The 17,994-nt window shown below is 38.7% G+C and carries 2 protein-coding genes; both read left to right on the top strand.

Annotated features, from left to right (window positions below; genetic code table 11):
• Nucleotide 1 precedes the first annotated feature (1 nt).
• Entirely contained in the window at nucleotides 2–16,837 is a 16,836-nt protein-coding gene (locus KQA_RS0213570; RefSeq protein WP_010181959.1) for a T9SS type B sorting domain-containing protein, read from the top strand.
• 5 nt (nucleotides 16,838–16,842) lie between these two features.
• Complete coding sequence (locus tag KQA_RS0213565) at nucleotides 16,843–17,787, top strand: PorP/SprF family type IX secretion system membrane protein (RefSeq protein ID WP_029209600.1); 945 nt, start codon at nucleotides 16,843–16,845, stop codon at nucleotides 17,785–17,787.
• Nucleotides 17,788–17,994 lie beyond the last annotated feature (207 nt).

Here is a 17,994-nt window from a genome sequence, read left to right as displayed (position 1 = left end):
TATGGAAAAACATTTACTCAAATTAAATAGTAAATTAGTAAGTTTATTATTATGTCTAGTAGTATATAATTTATCATATAGCCAGGAATTTGTTCCGTTGAGCGAAAGAGCAAATGAAGTTCTTCGAGGAGATATGGCCATTATAGGAAATGGTGTTTTAGGAATTCGAGGTCAATTTGATGGTGCTATTTATAATCCAAATGATGCCTATAATGGTAATGAGAATAATGGGGTTAGCTCTTTTAATTTAGAGCAAGTAAGGAATGAGTTTGGTCAATTATTATATGTTAATGCTTTTAATTTTCTTACTACAGATGAGTTTGATTTTTTTGGGAGGCCACATAGGTTATATGTTCGCAATTCGGGTAGTACTTACAAACGAGCATACATTGATATAGATAGTGATCCCGCTTTTGCAAGTAATTTTAGTGCAGCATTTAGGGCAAATCCAAATAATTCAGAATATTCAGATGGTAATGCAGGGACTACAGATGTAGACGCTAACGGTACTCCTTTAGTAGCTGCAAACAATGGAACTTTTAGTTCTAGTGCTTCTTTATTAGATTTTAACGATTCCTGCTCTACCGTAAGAAAAGCGTTTATTTATTGGTCTGGAGTATATACAAATGAAACCTTTGACAATGGAGCTCAATCCTATGATCCGTTTACAAATACTTTTAGCACAGTTACAAGTGCTGTTCCAAGAAATCGATTTTGTGGTACCGATTGTGAGGATTACACCGAAATAAAAATATTACCTCCGGGGGGAGATCAATATTATGATATTAGTATAAATCCAGGAGCAACATCTAACCCTAATGGAATTCAATTGCAAACGGAGGTTATAGTTGATGGAAAAAATGGAGCTCCATTTAATATAGCTACTTTAGGTTCAGCCCAAGGTTTGCAAGATGAACCTTATGTATGTGTAGCCGATGTTACTGATTTATTTACTAGCGTACAAAATAATGGAGGTGATATTAATGGGTTTTGGACAGTAGGAAACGTAAGAGCTACTACTGGATATAGACGTTTTTCAGGTTTAACTGGGGGATGGACATTGGCAGTTATTTATGAGGATAATAGACCAAGTACCACTAACAAAGCTATTTATTTTTATGATGGGTATTCAGCCATTACTAACTCTGGAGATAGAGTTGAGTTTAATACTCCTACCTTTCAGACAATACCTCAAGGACCAATTAGAGCATGGATCGGTTCTACGGCATTAGAAGGAGATCGAAGTTTAACTAGAGATCAATTTTCAATCCAAACGGCAACCACGGAACAGCGATTAGGTGCGGATACTGTGATTAATTTATCTGATGCTCCATCAAATTCGGTTCCTTTAAGGGAGAATAACCCAATAGATAATACGGGTAATTTTTTCAATAGTACCATTACAAATCTAAATGGTTTTACCAACAAATTACCTAATTCAAGAAACTTGTTAGGATATGATACAGATCATTATGAATTGATAAATACCAATAATAGAATACTAAATAATGGGAACCCTATATCAAGTTCAGTAAATGATACTACAGCATCCTTATTTTTATCAACAGATCAGGATAGTTATTCAAATTCTTTTGTGGCTTTTGCAGTAGAGGTGATTGCTCCCGATGTAGTTGTATTAAAGCAGGCGTTTAATGCAGACACTGGAGCTTTATTAGCCAATAATGAGATTGTAGATTTTGGTCAGGAAATTATTTATGAAATGACCATTCGTAATTTAGGTAATGATATTGCTGAAAATATATTATTTGAAGATTTACTACCCGGGAATACCGAGTTGTTAGATAATCAATTCACAAATGCTAGTGATTTTTCAGGTTTTGATGTGCCTGTACCCAATGTTCAAATTACTGATGAAACTATAACGGATAGAGCAGGGATCACCTACAGTACAAAAAATGTTCGTATTGATATACCCGATTTAGGAGCTTTTGATTGTGCAAATCAACCAAGTGATACCACAACGGGAGAAACCATTACAGATCCTGCATGCGGACAAGAAGTAACGGTTCGCTTTAGAGTTAAGATAGTTGATGAATGTGCAGGAAATAGAAATGCCTGCGTCGAGCGTGTAGAGAATATTGCTTTTGCCTCATTTGATGGAAGGTTTAATGACAATAGAATAAATCAGAAGAATAGTGCTTTTGCTTTTGATAGTACTTGTGATGAAGCACCTATTGAAGGACCAACAGTTGAAATTACTCAAAAAAGAGAACGATGTGAATCTCAAGTAACCGAAATTTGTACAGGAGCACAAACATTAACAGCGGCTTTAGGTTTTGATACTTATGTATGGTATTTTATACCTGGACCCATAAGCGATCAAAATGCAAATGGAGTTATTGATGATGCGGATTTTGATATTACCGATGGAACGGAAGTGGGTAGATTTACTTCAACAGCTACTACAAGAGCCGATAATAGTTTTGAAGTAAATGACATAGGTTATTATATTGTTGATCAATTGAGAGAACCACTTTGTGCCAATTCACGTCAAACGTTTAATGTGGTGGATGGTTCTGAATTGATTGCTAATCCCTTTGAAGATGCTACATTAAATCCGTCACGCCAGGATGCATGTTCTGTAGATGGAGAGCAAATAACCAAATTTGTATTATGTAATACAGATCTTACGATAAATACAAATTACTCCGATGGGACTACGTTGGTTTGGGAGCGTTTTGATGTGGGGAGTTGTACTAGACCCGATGGAGACAATGACTGTCCGTTTATTGGGCCAGGCTGTACGTATACGGCTGTGCAAACATCAACTGTGAGCACAGCAAACCCAGCTACAAGCCAATTTGTAGTTGACGAAACAGCAAGTTTTAGACTTACGGTTACCGAAGGAGGTTGTACCAATATTTTCTATTTTAATACCACAAAAATAGATTCCAATTTAACACTATCAACACCTACTGGTACGTTGTGTGGGGCTAGTAATGGAACTGTAGTATTGAATGGATTAACAGCTGCAGGTATAGGTGTGGATTATGAATTAGAGTATTTGATTCAAGATCCTGCGAATGCTGCAAACTATATTTCACAGGATACGCAAGTAGCTACAGATACTGATTATGGCACATTTACTGTAAATAGACCTTCTCCATTTAGAGAGTTTGTAAATATTAGAGTTACGGCAACGCCAGATTTATCATCAGGAACTGATACTTCTGCATGTACATTTTCATTTGATAGAACGATTCGTTTTGGGAATCCAACTATTGAAGTTTTTGAATTTAGTAGAGAACCTTCGTGTGGGGTGGATCAACTTGTAACAGATACTTTTGATGATACGTTAGCAGATATTTTAGTAAGGGCAAATGATGACCTACCGAATTATTTTTTCCAATTAATTAATACGAATGGAACAGCTAGTTTGGCAGATGATGTGGTGGTGGCTACCGAGAATACAACAAATAGACAGTTTACGTTTGAAGATGTTGCCCCGGGAATTGAATATAAGGTGAGGGTATTTGCCAATAGCGAGGCTGCTTCATTACCTACGGTAGCTTTAAATACATCTCAATGTCAGGTTGAGGCAGGTCCGATCAGCACTAGTCCATTGCCAACATTCACAGCTAATTATTCCATACAAAAGCAAATTACGTGTACGCCAGGTGAAATTTTAATAACAATTGCATCATCCGATCCGACCTATGATTTGAATACTGTAAACTTCGAATTAAATGCCGTAAATACAACAACGAGTACAACAACTCGTATAATTGGCGGTACAGGTGCATCAACAACATTGCAAATAAATGATATTAGTCAGCAACCTACTCCGCCAACAGGGTCAGGAGATCCAGCTGATCCAGATCCTTTTCCTGATACAAATTATGTAGATATTGATTCATTTGATCAGTTTTCATTGGTTGTTTTTGTTTCAAATGCATGTACTAATGACCCAATACCACTAACGAATACTTTTACTGCCTATGAAGGCATTCAATTAGTAGAAGATGTAGTAGAGGATATTGATTGTGATGGGGATACCGATGGAAGTATTTCGGTAACACCACAACAAGCAGATGGTTCGGCTTATCCTTCGGGAACTAGTCTGGTGTATGAACTAATTTCTGGACCTGCATCACTAGATGCATCGCGTTTAAATGTAAGGCAAGCCGATCGTTTGTTTACTAATCTTTCTTCGGGAGACTATGAAATTATTGTGACCGATATTACCAATGCAACAGATGAGTGTCCGTCGGAACCAATAACAGTAACTATAGATGCGGCAAATCCATTAAGCGTTCCGGTAATTACGGCTACGCCTTATACATGTGAAAACCAAGCAACCACCCGAGGAACTATAAGTGTTACCGGTGGAGCAGCAGTTGATGTGGGTGGAGCTACTCCGTATGCGGAATTTAGATTGTTTAGAGATGATTTGGATGCAACTAACCCACCTAATCCTATACAAGTTGCTACAAGTACAGACCCAAGCTTGGCTTTTGAAAATTTAACAGAAGGATCGTACACTTTAATTGTTGAAGATGCGAATGGCTGTTTGTCAGAAGCATCATTAGCTGTCGAAATTGCACCATTATCTACAGTTACTTTTGGAACACCAACAAATCCAACTTTAACCTGTGATAAAGAAACAGCTACGGTACAAGTAATGGCTACTGCTGATAATGGCGATACTATTGAAGGTTATCGTATAAAAACATCGAACCCAACAGGAACTCCAACAACGCCCGTTCCAGTAACGGCAACATTTGATAATACAACGGGTGAGTTTGAATTGCCCGAAGGAAGTTATACCATTGAAGCAAGGAGTGCTACCTCACTTTGTGTGGAAGAAATAGATGTTACTATTGAAGCATTGGTTAGGATTACAAGCACGCAACCTGCTACAGTTAATACGACTTGTCAGGGAGCTACGGATGGTTCAGCAACAACTAGTGTGTCAGGTTTTGACACAAGTGTAGGCTATACTTATGTGCTTACCTTATTAGATAATACAGTTACACCTGCAGGCAGAACCGAGATAAGTAATGTAACAGCTGAAATGAGCGGTGCATTATCATTTACAGGTTTAGCCGTTGGGGATTATGAATTAGTGGTTACGGATACCCAAACAAATTGTGATGAAACGGAATTGTTTAGTATAGGTGAGCCAGCAACAAGGCCAGTAGTAACTTTCACACCTGGAAATTTCAATTGTGCTACTAAACAATTTAACATTAGGGTTTCAGGTTCTGGTGGAGCGCCAGGAGCTTATCAGTTTCAGTTAGATGACCCAGCAACAGCAGTTATCGAATTTCCTTTTCAAATAGATAGAAATTTTAATTCAATTCCAACTCCAACAACTACTTCGTTGACTTATTCATTAAGTATCAGAGATGTTAATGGATGTATAGGAGATCCAGTGGATGTTACTATTGATCCTGCAACAGATTTGGATGCTGAAATAAATATTAGTGAATCTAATTTTTGCTATACAGGGACAACTGATGCAAGTATTGTAATTGATATATTATCAGGGACACCTCCTTTTAGGTATAGAAGAGTAGGTGAAACAAGAGTTAATAATATAATAGGAACAAAGTTTACGGTTATTTATGATGCTCCTGGAACATATGAAATAGAAATTACAGACAGGGCTAATCAATTATGTCCACTACCTATAACTATAGAAATTAACGAGCCTTTAAGTGTAACAAACATTGTTCAGAATCAACCAGATTGTAGACCAGCAGGAGCAGTACCCAATACAGGAGCATCTATCAGTTTTGATGTTGCAGGTGGTGATGGTACATATGTTTATGTATTGCAAAATACTTCAGGAGGTACAGATCCTTCGGGAGTAACCAATTCAGGAACTGCCACTAGTCCAGTATTCGCTTTTAACGATAATTTTAATGGAGATACCATTGAAATTAATGTAATTGACGGAGAAAATTGTGCCATTGCAGCGCCAATTACATTTACACCCACCTATCCAGAAGCACCTGTAGTGTTAAGTGACAATGCTACCGCCGTAAATTGTAGTGGTGATGATTCTATTATTACATTAATACCCGCAGGTACGTTACCCGTTACTGCATACGAGTATAGTTTTGATGGAGGTACAACCTACCAAGACGGAAATAATGAAGCCGTTACTGTGGTAGGTACTGTTGCAGTTAACTATGTAATTAGAAATAGAGTGACGCAATGTACGGTGACTGGTACCACAAATATTACTGCACCAGATCCTATTGTTGAAACAAATAGAGTGATAACACCTGTAAATTGTGATCCAGTAACCTTAGGAAGTTTTGAGTTAACGATTTCTGGCGGAACGGCTAATTATAGCTATGAATTGTTTAATGACATGGGTACTAGTCTGGAAGTTCAATCAGGTTTAGGAACAACGGTAACCTTTAGTAATTTAGATATTGGGAGTTATTCTGTAAGAGTAACGGATGCCAATAATTGTACTAATGAAAATCCTATTCAATTTATAATCCCACCAACACCAAGGGTGGATATTACTAGAATTAGAACCTTAGCGAATTGTGTTGATGGAGTAACGGTGTTTTTCCAAATTGATGCTGTCATGGGCTTAGCAAATCCTGATTTATTCAGAATTTCTCCTTTTTCACTAGATGTGGCGAGTCATGTATTCCCATCAGCTCCTGGTGATAATATTGCCCGAAGTGGTGATCCAGATTTTCTTGCTACTGATATTCCTACTGAAGTAACTTCTGCTGTTGGATACGATCCTGCAGAATTTGTTTATAGAATTTCAAACTTAGATTTTGATATTTCATATTCAATTGGAGTAATAGATGATGCTACAGGATGTTCATCATCTTCGGCAACTGTTCCTGAACCTTCACCAAACGTAACTATAAATAGTGTAATACCTACACCAACTGGAGCTTGTGATCCTAATTCGGGGTCAGTAACGGTTAATTTTGATGTAAGTGATCCTACAAGTGTAGGTGAAGATTATAACATAGAGGTATTTAGAGTTTCTGATGGGGCTTTAGTAAGTCCCACACCAACAGTAGTTGTAACTTCTGCGACAGCAACAAATAATGAGGCTACTGTTACAGGTATCCCAGAAGGTATTTTAAGAATTAGAGTACAACAAGTTACTGGAGGTAGTGTGTGTAATGCGACGCAGGAATTTAATGTAGGTAGAGCAACACCACTAGAAGGACCTTTCATTGTAAATAATGTGAATGCGAACTGTACTACAGATGCACAAATTGAAGTACGAGCATCAGGTGGACAGCCTCCTTATGAATATAGAGTAATTGCGAATGGAGCTGCCGCACCAAATGCAGCAAGTAGTTTCCCGCTTTCAAGTAGTTTTAGTATTGCAATTAACGATCCACGTATTGTAGGTGGTGAAGTTGATGTATACGTTAAGGATGTTAATGGATGTGTGTCTGGTCCTTTAGATGTGCCGATTGATGAAGATCCAGCGCCAATATTAAATGTAGCTGCTTTTAGTGCCGATGAATGTAATGAGACAGGACCGTTTACAGTAAACTTTACTATTGAAAATTACGATCCTAATCCTAGATCGACAGTAACACAAACTTATGATTTAAGTGTTAATGGTTCGCCTGTAACATATACCACTACAGGAACTACAGCTACCGAATTAATGGGTACGTTCCAAGTAACTTCGAGACAGCCTTATACGGTTGAAGTTGCAGGAACCTTACACCCAACGTGTACCGATACGGATAGTTTTAGAATATTTGAACGTTTGGTAGTGGATGCAAATTTAGCAGAACCCGATTGTGCGAATGAAATAGCAACAATTACAACTAATATAAGTAATGGTTTTGCTGGTGTACCTACTCGAAGTTTAACTTATGAGTTGGTAGATGCGGCTAGTCCTACAACAATTTTAGCAACTCAAACTACAGCGAGTACTTCGGTAACATTTACTAGTGGTACGGGTAGCCCAGTATTAGCTTTACAAGCCGGAATTACTTATGAAGTTCGTGTAACGGATACATTTGATCCTTCTGCTGCAGCGCCAAGAGTATGTACAGTAAGTGATGATGATAGTAAAACAGTTATTACCAACCCAGTATTAGTAGCGCCAGATACACAACCGGTAAGTTGTGAAGGCACAGCGGATGGGGAGATAAAAATTAATATTGATGGCTCAGTACTTAGTGATACGCCTCCATTAACGTATCGTTTATATGAATTTGCGACACAAGCGGATGCCCAAGCTGCTATTACAGCTTCGAATGTGACTTCGGCTGGAATATTGGTAACTACGGTTGACGGTTCGGATGCTACTTTATTTACGCAATTAAAGGGAATGCCAGTGTATTATGTGCCAGTTTTAATTGCGACAAGTAGAAATTGTGAAATTACAGGTACAGAAATTGGTTTAGAAAACCCTGTAAACACTACTCCAGGTAATTTTACCATTGCAGGAGTAGATGGGAAATGTGATGACTTAGATGATGCGAATAATTTTAGTGCTAAAATTGAAATTACTGTAGCATCATTAGCGCAACCTACTTCATCATATGTGTACACTATTCCAGGAGTGGTAAATTCGGAAACGGCTTTACCAGCAGTAGGTACCATGATTGAAGTTTTAGTAGGGTCGGATGGTAATTTTCCAACTACCTATAATGTGTTAATTAGGGATACAAGTACAACTTGTGATCCAATTAGTATACCGGTTGAAATCGCTCCATGTCCGCCGCCAGTACCATTACCACCGCCATTAATAGTAGGGAATCCAGTGACAACGAATATTGATTGTACAGGGGATGCAGATGGGACAGTAAGTATAGCTATTTCAAGAGCAGATGGTGATCCTTTCATTTTTGATTATACTATAACTGGTGGAACGCCAAGTACTACAACAACGGTAACTGGACAAACTACTTCACCAATTAGTGAAACGGGATTAACTCCAGGAAGTTATACGATTAGTATTGTTGATAAATCGGATAGTCGAAGAGATGTTTTTGCGGGTACAGTAAACTTTACGATAACGGAACCAGATTCATTGCCAGACTTTACGTTTAGTCAAACAGCCTATGATTGTGTATCCAATACGGTAACTATTGTAGCCAATGCCGTTTCGGGTTCTGGTACACCAGATGCTATGGGGAATTATACCTTTAATTTGGATAATGCCGCAACAGCAGCTAATCCAGATTTTACCAATACAACAGGGGTGTTTGCTAACGTACCGGCACCAACAGTGCCTGGAGGTACGGCAATTACCTATCAATTAACCATGCTTGATGCGAACACATGTGATACGGTAAAAGATGTGATGGTTGATCCGCAACAGCAATTAGCAGCAACTTTAAATACAGGATCGGTTTGTTTGCCAAATGGTACGACTACCGCTGATGCAGAAGTACAAATTACCATTACCAGCGGAACAGCACCGTACCGATATAGAAGAGTAGACACAGCAGTAGGAGCAACACCTACCACACCTACATTTACCACTCTAGGAGCTGGAGAAACTATAATAACTGACGTAGTAACTGCAGCAGCAAATTATGAATATGAATTAGTAGATGCGAATAGTTGTCCTTTTGTAATTCCATTCTCGGTAAATGAGCCATTGTCATTAAATGGTCCAATTAGTAGAGTAGAACCAGATTGTATAGTACCGGCAGCTATGCCACAATTACGATCTAACGGAACCTATAATTTTGCCGTACAAGGGGGGACAGGAACAGGAACTTACCGTTTTGAAGTAGCGCAAGGTTCAAGCCCAACTACTTTAGGAGCGTTTATTCCTTACACAGGGAGCTTCCCATTTATGGTAGATAGTACTCAAGATGGCGTGTTTTTCCAATTCAGAGTATTTGATGGAAATGATTGTCCACTGAATTTAGATCCTTTTGTATTTGATTTCCCTGTGGCACCAACTGCTACCGCAACAGCAACAGATATTTTATGTGTAGGGGATTCGGGAGTAGCAACCATAACTCCTGCAGGAGGAATGCCTCCATACACCTATAGTTACGATAATGGTGTTAATTATATAAGTAGAAATACCTTAACCGAAGTGGGTGGTACTTATGATTATATAGTTCGTGATGCTAAAGGTTGTGAATTTAATGGTCAAGTAACTATCGAAGATAGATCGATTAGATTAAGTGGAACGCCAGTGATAACCGATATTACTTGTACTTCGGGTATGCCAAGTACCAATAATGGAGCTATAGAAGTGACTATTGTTGGAGGAGATAATTCTGGCCCTGGATTTACGTATACACTTAGAGATAATACGGGAGCAAATTTAGGAACACAAGTGATCCCGGATAGAACGGTTTCGTTCCCAATGTTAGAAGCGGGCACCTATAGTATTGAGGTTACTGATGCGAATCCGTGTGCGCCTGTGGTTATTGATAATTTAACTATTGAAACCATTACGCCATTAACCTTAACGGATGCTACGTTTGATATTGATTGTACCTCACCAACTGCTGGAACGCAAATGGTATTTTCAGTATTAGGAAATACAGGAACTATAACGATAACCGATCCAAAAAATACGGTAGCTGGTTTTATTAATCCAACTACTAACACCGCAGGCGGTGATAACATACACAGATTTGGTGATGCAGATTTTCCATCATTCTTTGTGTTAGTACCAGGAACACCAGCGGCAGTAACAGATACTTTTTATGCTATTACAGGTTTGGATGCCAATACGACTTATACCATTTCTGTATTTGATAGTGGGGGAAGTGGATGTATTGCACAAAGAGAATATACCACACCACCTTCGGGAGTACTAACTATTACCAATGTGAGTACGGTACCAGAATCGAGTTGTTTACCAAATTCTGGAAGTATTGAGGTTACCTTTGAAACCGATGCTGGTTCAACGGCGACAGATTTTGATATCGAAGTATTGGATGGTGCCAACATGGTAATTGCTACAGGTACGGGATCACCTATTAATGTGCCTGGAACCGGAGTGAGAACTGGAGTAGGTACAGTAACAGGGTTAGGAGCAGGTGTAAATTATAGCGTACGTGTTACCGAATCGGGTAATATTTGTGGTGACTCGCAAGCTTTTACGATTACTACGGCAGCACCATTGGGTATGCCAAGAGTAGATAGTCAGCAATCAGTAAATTGCGATAGACCAACTAATGTTGAAATTGAAGTGAGTGCTACGGGCGGAATTATGCCTTATAGGTATGCAGTAGTTGCTGGTACAGATACCACAACACCACCTGCGGTAGGAGCTTTTACTTTTGACGGGACCACACCTATAACTATTGATACAGTAACTGGAACTAGCTTGGATTGGGTACTTTGGGTATCAGATACCACTACATGTACTCCAACAGCAACTACCTTTACTATTGATAATGATCCAACACCGGACTTAACAATAGATCCAGAATTCAGTATAGATCAGTGCGAAGATGGGCCTAGTTTTACCGTAAATGTACGGGTTGATAATTACGACCCAGCTTTTGAGCCGTACACCTTTACTATTAATGATGGTGTTTCAGATAATATACAAACATTAAATAATAGAGCAATTACGGGTACGGCTATGCCAGGTATTCCAACAGGTGTATCGCTAACAGGAGAGTTAGAAGTTCCAAGAGGTACATTTACGATAACCGTAGCTAATAAAGATAATTGTAATAATAGTGATTCAATAACAGTATTTGATGCATTAGAAATTGTAGCTGAATTAGGCGAAGTACAATGTGATGATACCATTACTAATATAACAGCAGAAGTTACAGGAGGATTTACTGGAGTAAGAATGTTAACTTATGAGTTATTTGAAGCAGGAAATACAACGGCAATCAATAGTCAAACCATAGCAGTCGATAATGTTACCTTTACAGGAAGTGCTTCTGGAGCAGCTTTAGCTACCGATACTTTTTATACTGTAAAAGTAACTGATGATTATGGAGGAACAGTTGGAGCGCCAATGTGTATGGTGACATCGGATCCAGTACGTAAAGAAGCGATTAATAATTCAAGTTTAGCCCCACCAACAGTAAGTCAAATTACTTGTAATGGAGATACAGATGGAAGTATCACACTAAACTTAGTAACACCAGATGCGGGTGATGCGCCATTAGGCTATCGTTTATTCAGGTATCCAACACAAGCAGCAGCTGATGCAGCAGTGGCAGCAAATGCGCCAGGAGCAGGAGTGGTGCAAACAGCTTCGGCAACACCAAATGAAAATGTGTTTACTGGATTAGCAACTGGTTTTTATGTAGATTTTGTAGTGAATTTGGATGGAACATTAAATTGTTTAACGGCAAATACAGTTACTGAAATTACAGAACCAGAAGCATTCACTGGTGGAAATATTTCTCAAACCCCAACAGCAGGAACATGTGCACCAGATGTGAGAGGGCCATTTATTACGATTAGTATAAATGCCAACACAGGTGTAGGTACAGGTACACCTCCTTATTTCTACAGAATACCTGGAGTGATTAATGAATTCACAGAAATTGTGGGATCTGATATGCCAATAGCATCAGGAACAACTATTGATGTAGTTATTCCTGTGGATGCAAGTCCAACAGGAGATATTACGTATACGGTTGAATACCGAGATAGCGGAAATGCAGCATGTAATACCATACCAAGTAGAGATGTCATTATTACACCATTTACACAACCTGTGGTAAGTATTGACGAAACAGCTTCTTTTTACACCTGTTTGGATCAAGAAATTAAAGTAGATGTTACAGGACTAGCAACAGACCAATACGAGTTTGTTTTAGTGGAGCATACGGATACTTCTGGAACAGCAACAGCAGTAGGAACGGTAAGACCGACTACACTGGCACCAGGTATTTTAACGTATACATTTACACAAGCTGAATTATTAGGAGCTGGTATATATACTTTTGAGGTAAGAAATACGGTGAGTGGTTGTTCCGATGGAATTGATTATGTAGTAAGAGATTTAGAGCAGCTTTTAGTGTTAGGAACTGGAAATACTTTAGAATGCCCTGAAGATTTGCGTACGATTAGTTTTGATGTAGTGGACTATACAGGTTTCTTTACGTATACCATTACACAAGAGGCTTCTGGAGCTACTCCAGAAACTCTTATTGAAACGGCTACGGTTGATACACCAAGTGTAACTTCAACGGCAGCGAATCTAAGTTTAGGAACTTACCGAATTGATGTAACTGCAGTAGCAGATGCTACCGGAGCTCCTTTGAGTACCTTGCCATTATGTATGGCTACGGATAGGGTTCAAATTACTGGGCCAGATACACCAATCACCGTATCGGAGGATGAGGTAATTCAGCCTACCTGTGTAAATATGTTTGGAACTATTCGAGTTTCGGCAATGGGAGGTACGCCACCATTTACTTTTGAGTTGACTGAGGCAGGAGCGCCAACAACTATTGTAGCTACGAATACTAATGGATTCTTTGGATCGGCATTAAATTTAGGTGACGGAACCTATACGGTGACTATTCGTGATAGTAAAAATTGTGTGCCAGCTACACCATTGATACCTATCGAAATTACCACGCCAAATAACCCAACGGTAACATTAATGGCAGATGTAGTTGTGAGTTGTCCAGATGATTCAGCAACATTGACTGCAACAGCTATGATGGGAGCAGTTCCTGCTGCGCCATTAGCAAGTATTCAGTATACATTGACTAGGACCAATATGAGTGGTGGTGACCCAGTAGTGGTTCAAGGACCGCAGGCTACGGGAGTATTCAATAATGTACAAGCAGGTGAGGCTGGCGAACCAAACTACTATGTGGCTACCGTACGAGATGCCAATGGATGTATTGCGGCTTCAACACCAGTAGTTACTGTTGAAAAGCCAACAGCAATTAGTATCGAACGTGAGTTAATTATTGATATTACTTGTGATGATAGTCGAGCAACCAGAGGTGGTGTACCAGTGAGAACAGCGCAGTATGAAATTACAGCTTCAGGAGGAACAGGAACATCATACACAGTAGATTTATTGAGTAGTAACCCATTATTAACAACACCTACAGTAGTTGAAACTACTACAGTTGTTGGTGCAGCACCAGCTGTTTTTGAGTTGGAATCTGGTGCTAATTATATAAGAGTGACCAATAGTCCAAACGGATGTGAAGCATTTACAACCATAAATGTGGGTGAATCTCCAGAGGATATTGATTTTAGTATCATTGCAACAACAGAGTTGTTATGTCCAGGTGAAACAGGTTCGGTAGTATTGGAAGCGGTTAGCGGTGGATTACCAGAATATACGTATGAATTATTTGTAGTTACCCCTTCTGGCGGAAGCTTTACTGAAGTAGTTGGACCGCTTAATGGGGCAACAACTCCAGTAGCAAGAAGAGAAAATGATACGCAATTCTTTGATTTAGTTGACATCAATACACTAACAGGATTGCCTTCAAATGCTACCTATGCTTATAAAATTTCATCGGAGGGCATGTGTATTCCTGCATATCGCACCTTTGAAATTAATCAAAGAGCACCGCTTACATTTACATCAGAAGCTAGTGAAATATCATGTGCAGGTGAAGAAGATGGTAGTATTACGATAACTATTGATACCACAAATGGTGTTGGACCTTATACAGTAACTATCATTCCTGAAGAGGGTGTAAGTGGTAGTGAAATTTCTGATAATACAATTAATGCTACGTCAACATTTGATATTATTCAAGGAGTAGCACTTAATGTTCCTGTAGGTGAAAATGTAGCTGCGTTTATGAACTTAGCACCTGCTGATTATCGTGTATTAATTAGTGATTTAGGAACGGGCTGTAATGTAATGCCAGGTCTAGAAACTATTGAAAATAAACAAGAGCTTTTAGTTACAGAACTTACACGAATGGCGCCAGATTGTAGAGGGGATAACGATGGAATGATTACTTTCGAAATCCAATTCGGTACACCACCTTATTACTATGAAATTGTAGAAAATAGAGATAAGGATACCGATCCTGAGCCAGATCCAATTACGATCGTTGGAAATGCTAATATTGTGGATACACCTACAAGTACAGATATTAATGGAAATGATATTTATGCATTTGATTTAAGTGCATTAAGCAGCGAGGTTGATTATGAGGTGTTTGTAGTGGATTCAGGAAACAGACAAATGGGGGCTAATCTTATAGTTTGTGAAGCGAAGCTATTAGAATTTAGATTTGAAACACCAGACTTAAATCAATTCACCGCTGAAGCGATGCCTGATTGTCCTATTACAGGGGTGTCGGCGGGTACCTATACGATTACATTGGATAATGTGAATGAGAATTTAGATCCTTCATTAATAAGCTATACGGCTACCAGAACTAGTGATGGCGCTATATTTATATCAAATGCAGGAAGTGATCAAATTTTAGGAGTAGAAGAAGGTGTATATACCATTGTAATGAACTATGAGGTGAGACCGGGTGTAGTATGTACTTCTGAAGTAAACTCTACATTAGGTGAGTTGGTACCATTTACAAAAGTACAGTTTGATAGAGATCTTACTACTGATGCCGGAACATTTGCACCATATGTACCCTTAGCTACTAAAAATGTGAATGTATATCAATTAGTGGCTACTGGTGGTAGAATAGCAGATGGTGATTTAAGCCCTTATATATTTTCAGGTTCATTTATTAGGAATGCAACGGATGATACGAATTTTGCTCAAGAAATTGTGATTAATCCAGATGGGACATTTGAAATTACCGAAGGAGGATGGTATACCTTTACGGTAACTGACAAATTTAACACGGCCTGTTTTGATATAGCAGCGGGAATACCATTAGACTTTATGGATGTTGATATTCCTAACGTATTTAACCCAGATAGTGGAGATCCAGGAACAAGTACTTGGTACCCAGATGACATCACGGTAAATACTCCTGAAGGGGAAATTATTTCAACAACAGTCATTGTTACTACTGGAGGTACTACGGTTAATGGAGTTACTACTGGTGGAACTACAACCATAACAACAACAAGAGCGGGTATCACCGCAGTATCTGTAGCAACAAATACAACTATTGTAGGTGGAACAGTAAATACTGGAGGAGTAATAACGGGAGGTGTCATTTCTGGAGGAAGTGAGCCTGTGCCAACTTTTGCTGATGTTTCAGTCGAAGGCGGTGTAACTACCGTAACAATTATAACAGGAGGTGAGACTACTGGAGGAACAACTTCAGGGGGTATCACAACAACTGGCGGTACTACTACAGGAGGAACGGTAATTGATGAAACTATTGTTGGTGGTGAAACTACAGGCGGTACTACTACAGGTGGTACTACCACCGGAGGTGTATCAACAGGAGTAACGGTTTCTGTGATTACTATTGATAACTCTGGAGCAGTAACCGATGGTTCAAATAATAGTTCAGTGGTTGTTACTACTGGAGTAACTGTAACTGGAGGAACATTATTAGGTGGAACTACTTCTGGTGGAACCACAACTGGAGGAGTAACTAGCGGTGGTACAATGACAGGTACAGTAATTACAGATGGTACTACAACTGGTGGCGTGGTAACCGGAGGAACTACTTCGGGTGGTGTGATTTTTGGAGGAACTATAACGGGTGGTACAACTACTTCAACTATTAATACAGGTCAAACAACAGTCACCATGGGTGGAAGTGGCGAAGTTGTATTTGAGGAATTCTCAAATATGGAAGTAATGATATTTGACCGTTATGGACGTTTACTAGAAGAATTCAAAGGAATAAAGCAGCGAAGAAATGGTGAAGGTTGGAATGGTACATACAAGGGGACCAATATGCCTTCAGGTGATTATTGGTATCTGATCAAATTAAATGACGATCAGGGCAGAGAATTTACAGGGCACTTTACATTATACCGCAAACAATAAGAAACATGAAAAGACACATTCTATACATAACAGTAATGTTCTTGGGTTGGTTTGGTGCCTATGCACAAGAGTTTAATTTACCAATCATTAATCAGTACATAACAGATAATCCATTTTTAATTTCGGCATCTTATGCCGGTATTGGTGATTGTTGGCAAATACGAGGTACAGGTTTTGAGCAATGGGTCGGAATTGATGATGGCCCAAGTACACAAACCTTATCCATTGATGGGCGTATAGCTAATAGATCTGGTGTTGGTGCGGTATTGTTTAATGATAGTAATGGAGCTACGAGTCAAAAAGGTTTTCAGGGTTCCTTTGCACATCACTTAACTTTAAGTGAATATTCTAGGCAGTATTTGTCATTTGGAATTAGTTATAAATACACACAGTTTAATATAGACTCCTCAGGCTTTAATAGAGAGATATTTAGAGCTTCTGGAGATATTAACACTGTTGATCATAATTTTGATGCAAGTGTCTTATATCGCTTGAAAACCTTTTTTATCACCTTAAATGCGATTAATTTATTGAATAAGCCTTTGGAGGACTTTAGTGTTAACGAGCCAGGGAATTTGACAAGTTATTATGCCTATTCAGGTTTTACCTTTGAAAATGTATTTAAGAAACTGCAATTTGAGCCATCGGTGTTGTATAGACAATTTTCAAGCGATCAACGATCTACTTTAGATACCAACTTTAAAGTGAGAAAATTTTTTCAAGACAGCTATTTATGGGGAGGTATTTCCGTACGAAGTTTAGTTGATCAGGAATTTAAGCCCTTATTTGTATCTCCAATGATTGGGATAAAAAAAGCTAAATTCTATTTTGCATATGGGTATCAGGCTAATCTAAATGAGGTATCGGATACGCGTAATAGTGGCTCTCATTTAATTAGTTTAGGTATTGATTTTGGTTGTAAGAAGAGTACTTGTGGTTGTACGTATTAAATGAGGAAATTTATGCTTTAAACCCATAATATAGTATTTAATTAAGAATGAGGATAATAAATGAAGCTGTGATCGCCTTTTGGTGATCACAGCTTTTTTAGTTTTGTTGATTTGTACGTGTTTTGTTAAAGGAGTTTACTTTTTTTTAATAACCTGAGTTCGATTATTAGAACAGATAAATTTGGTTAGTATTTTGGGTTTCAAATT

The sequence above is a fragment of the Aquimarina agarilytica ZC1 genome (assembly GCF_000255455.1).
Lineage (GTDB): Bacteria > Bacteroidota > Bacteroidia > Flavobacteriales > Flavobacteriaceae > Aquimarina > Aquimarina agarilytica.
This window is presented reverse-complemented; position numbering and strand designations above follow the sequence as displayed.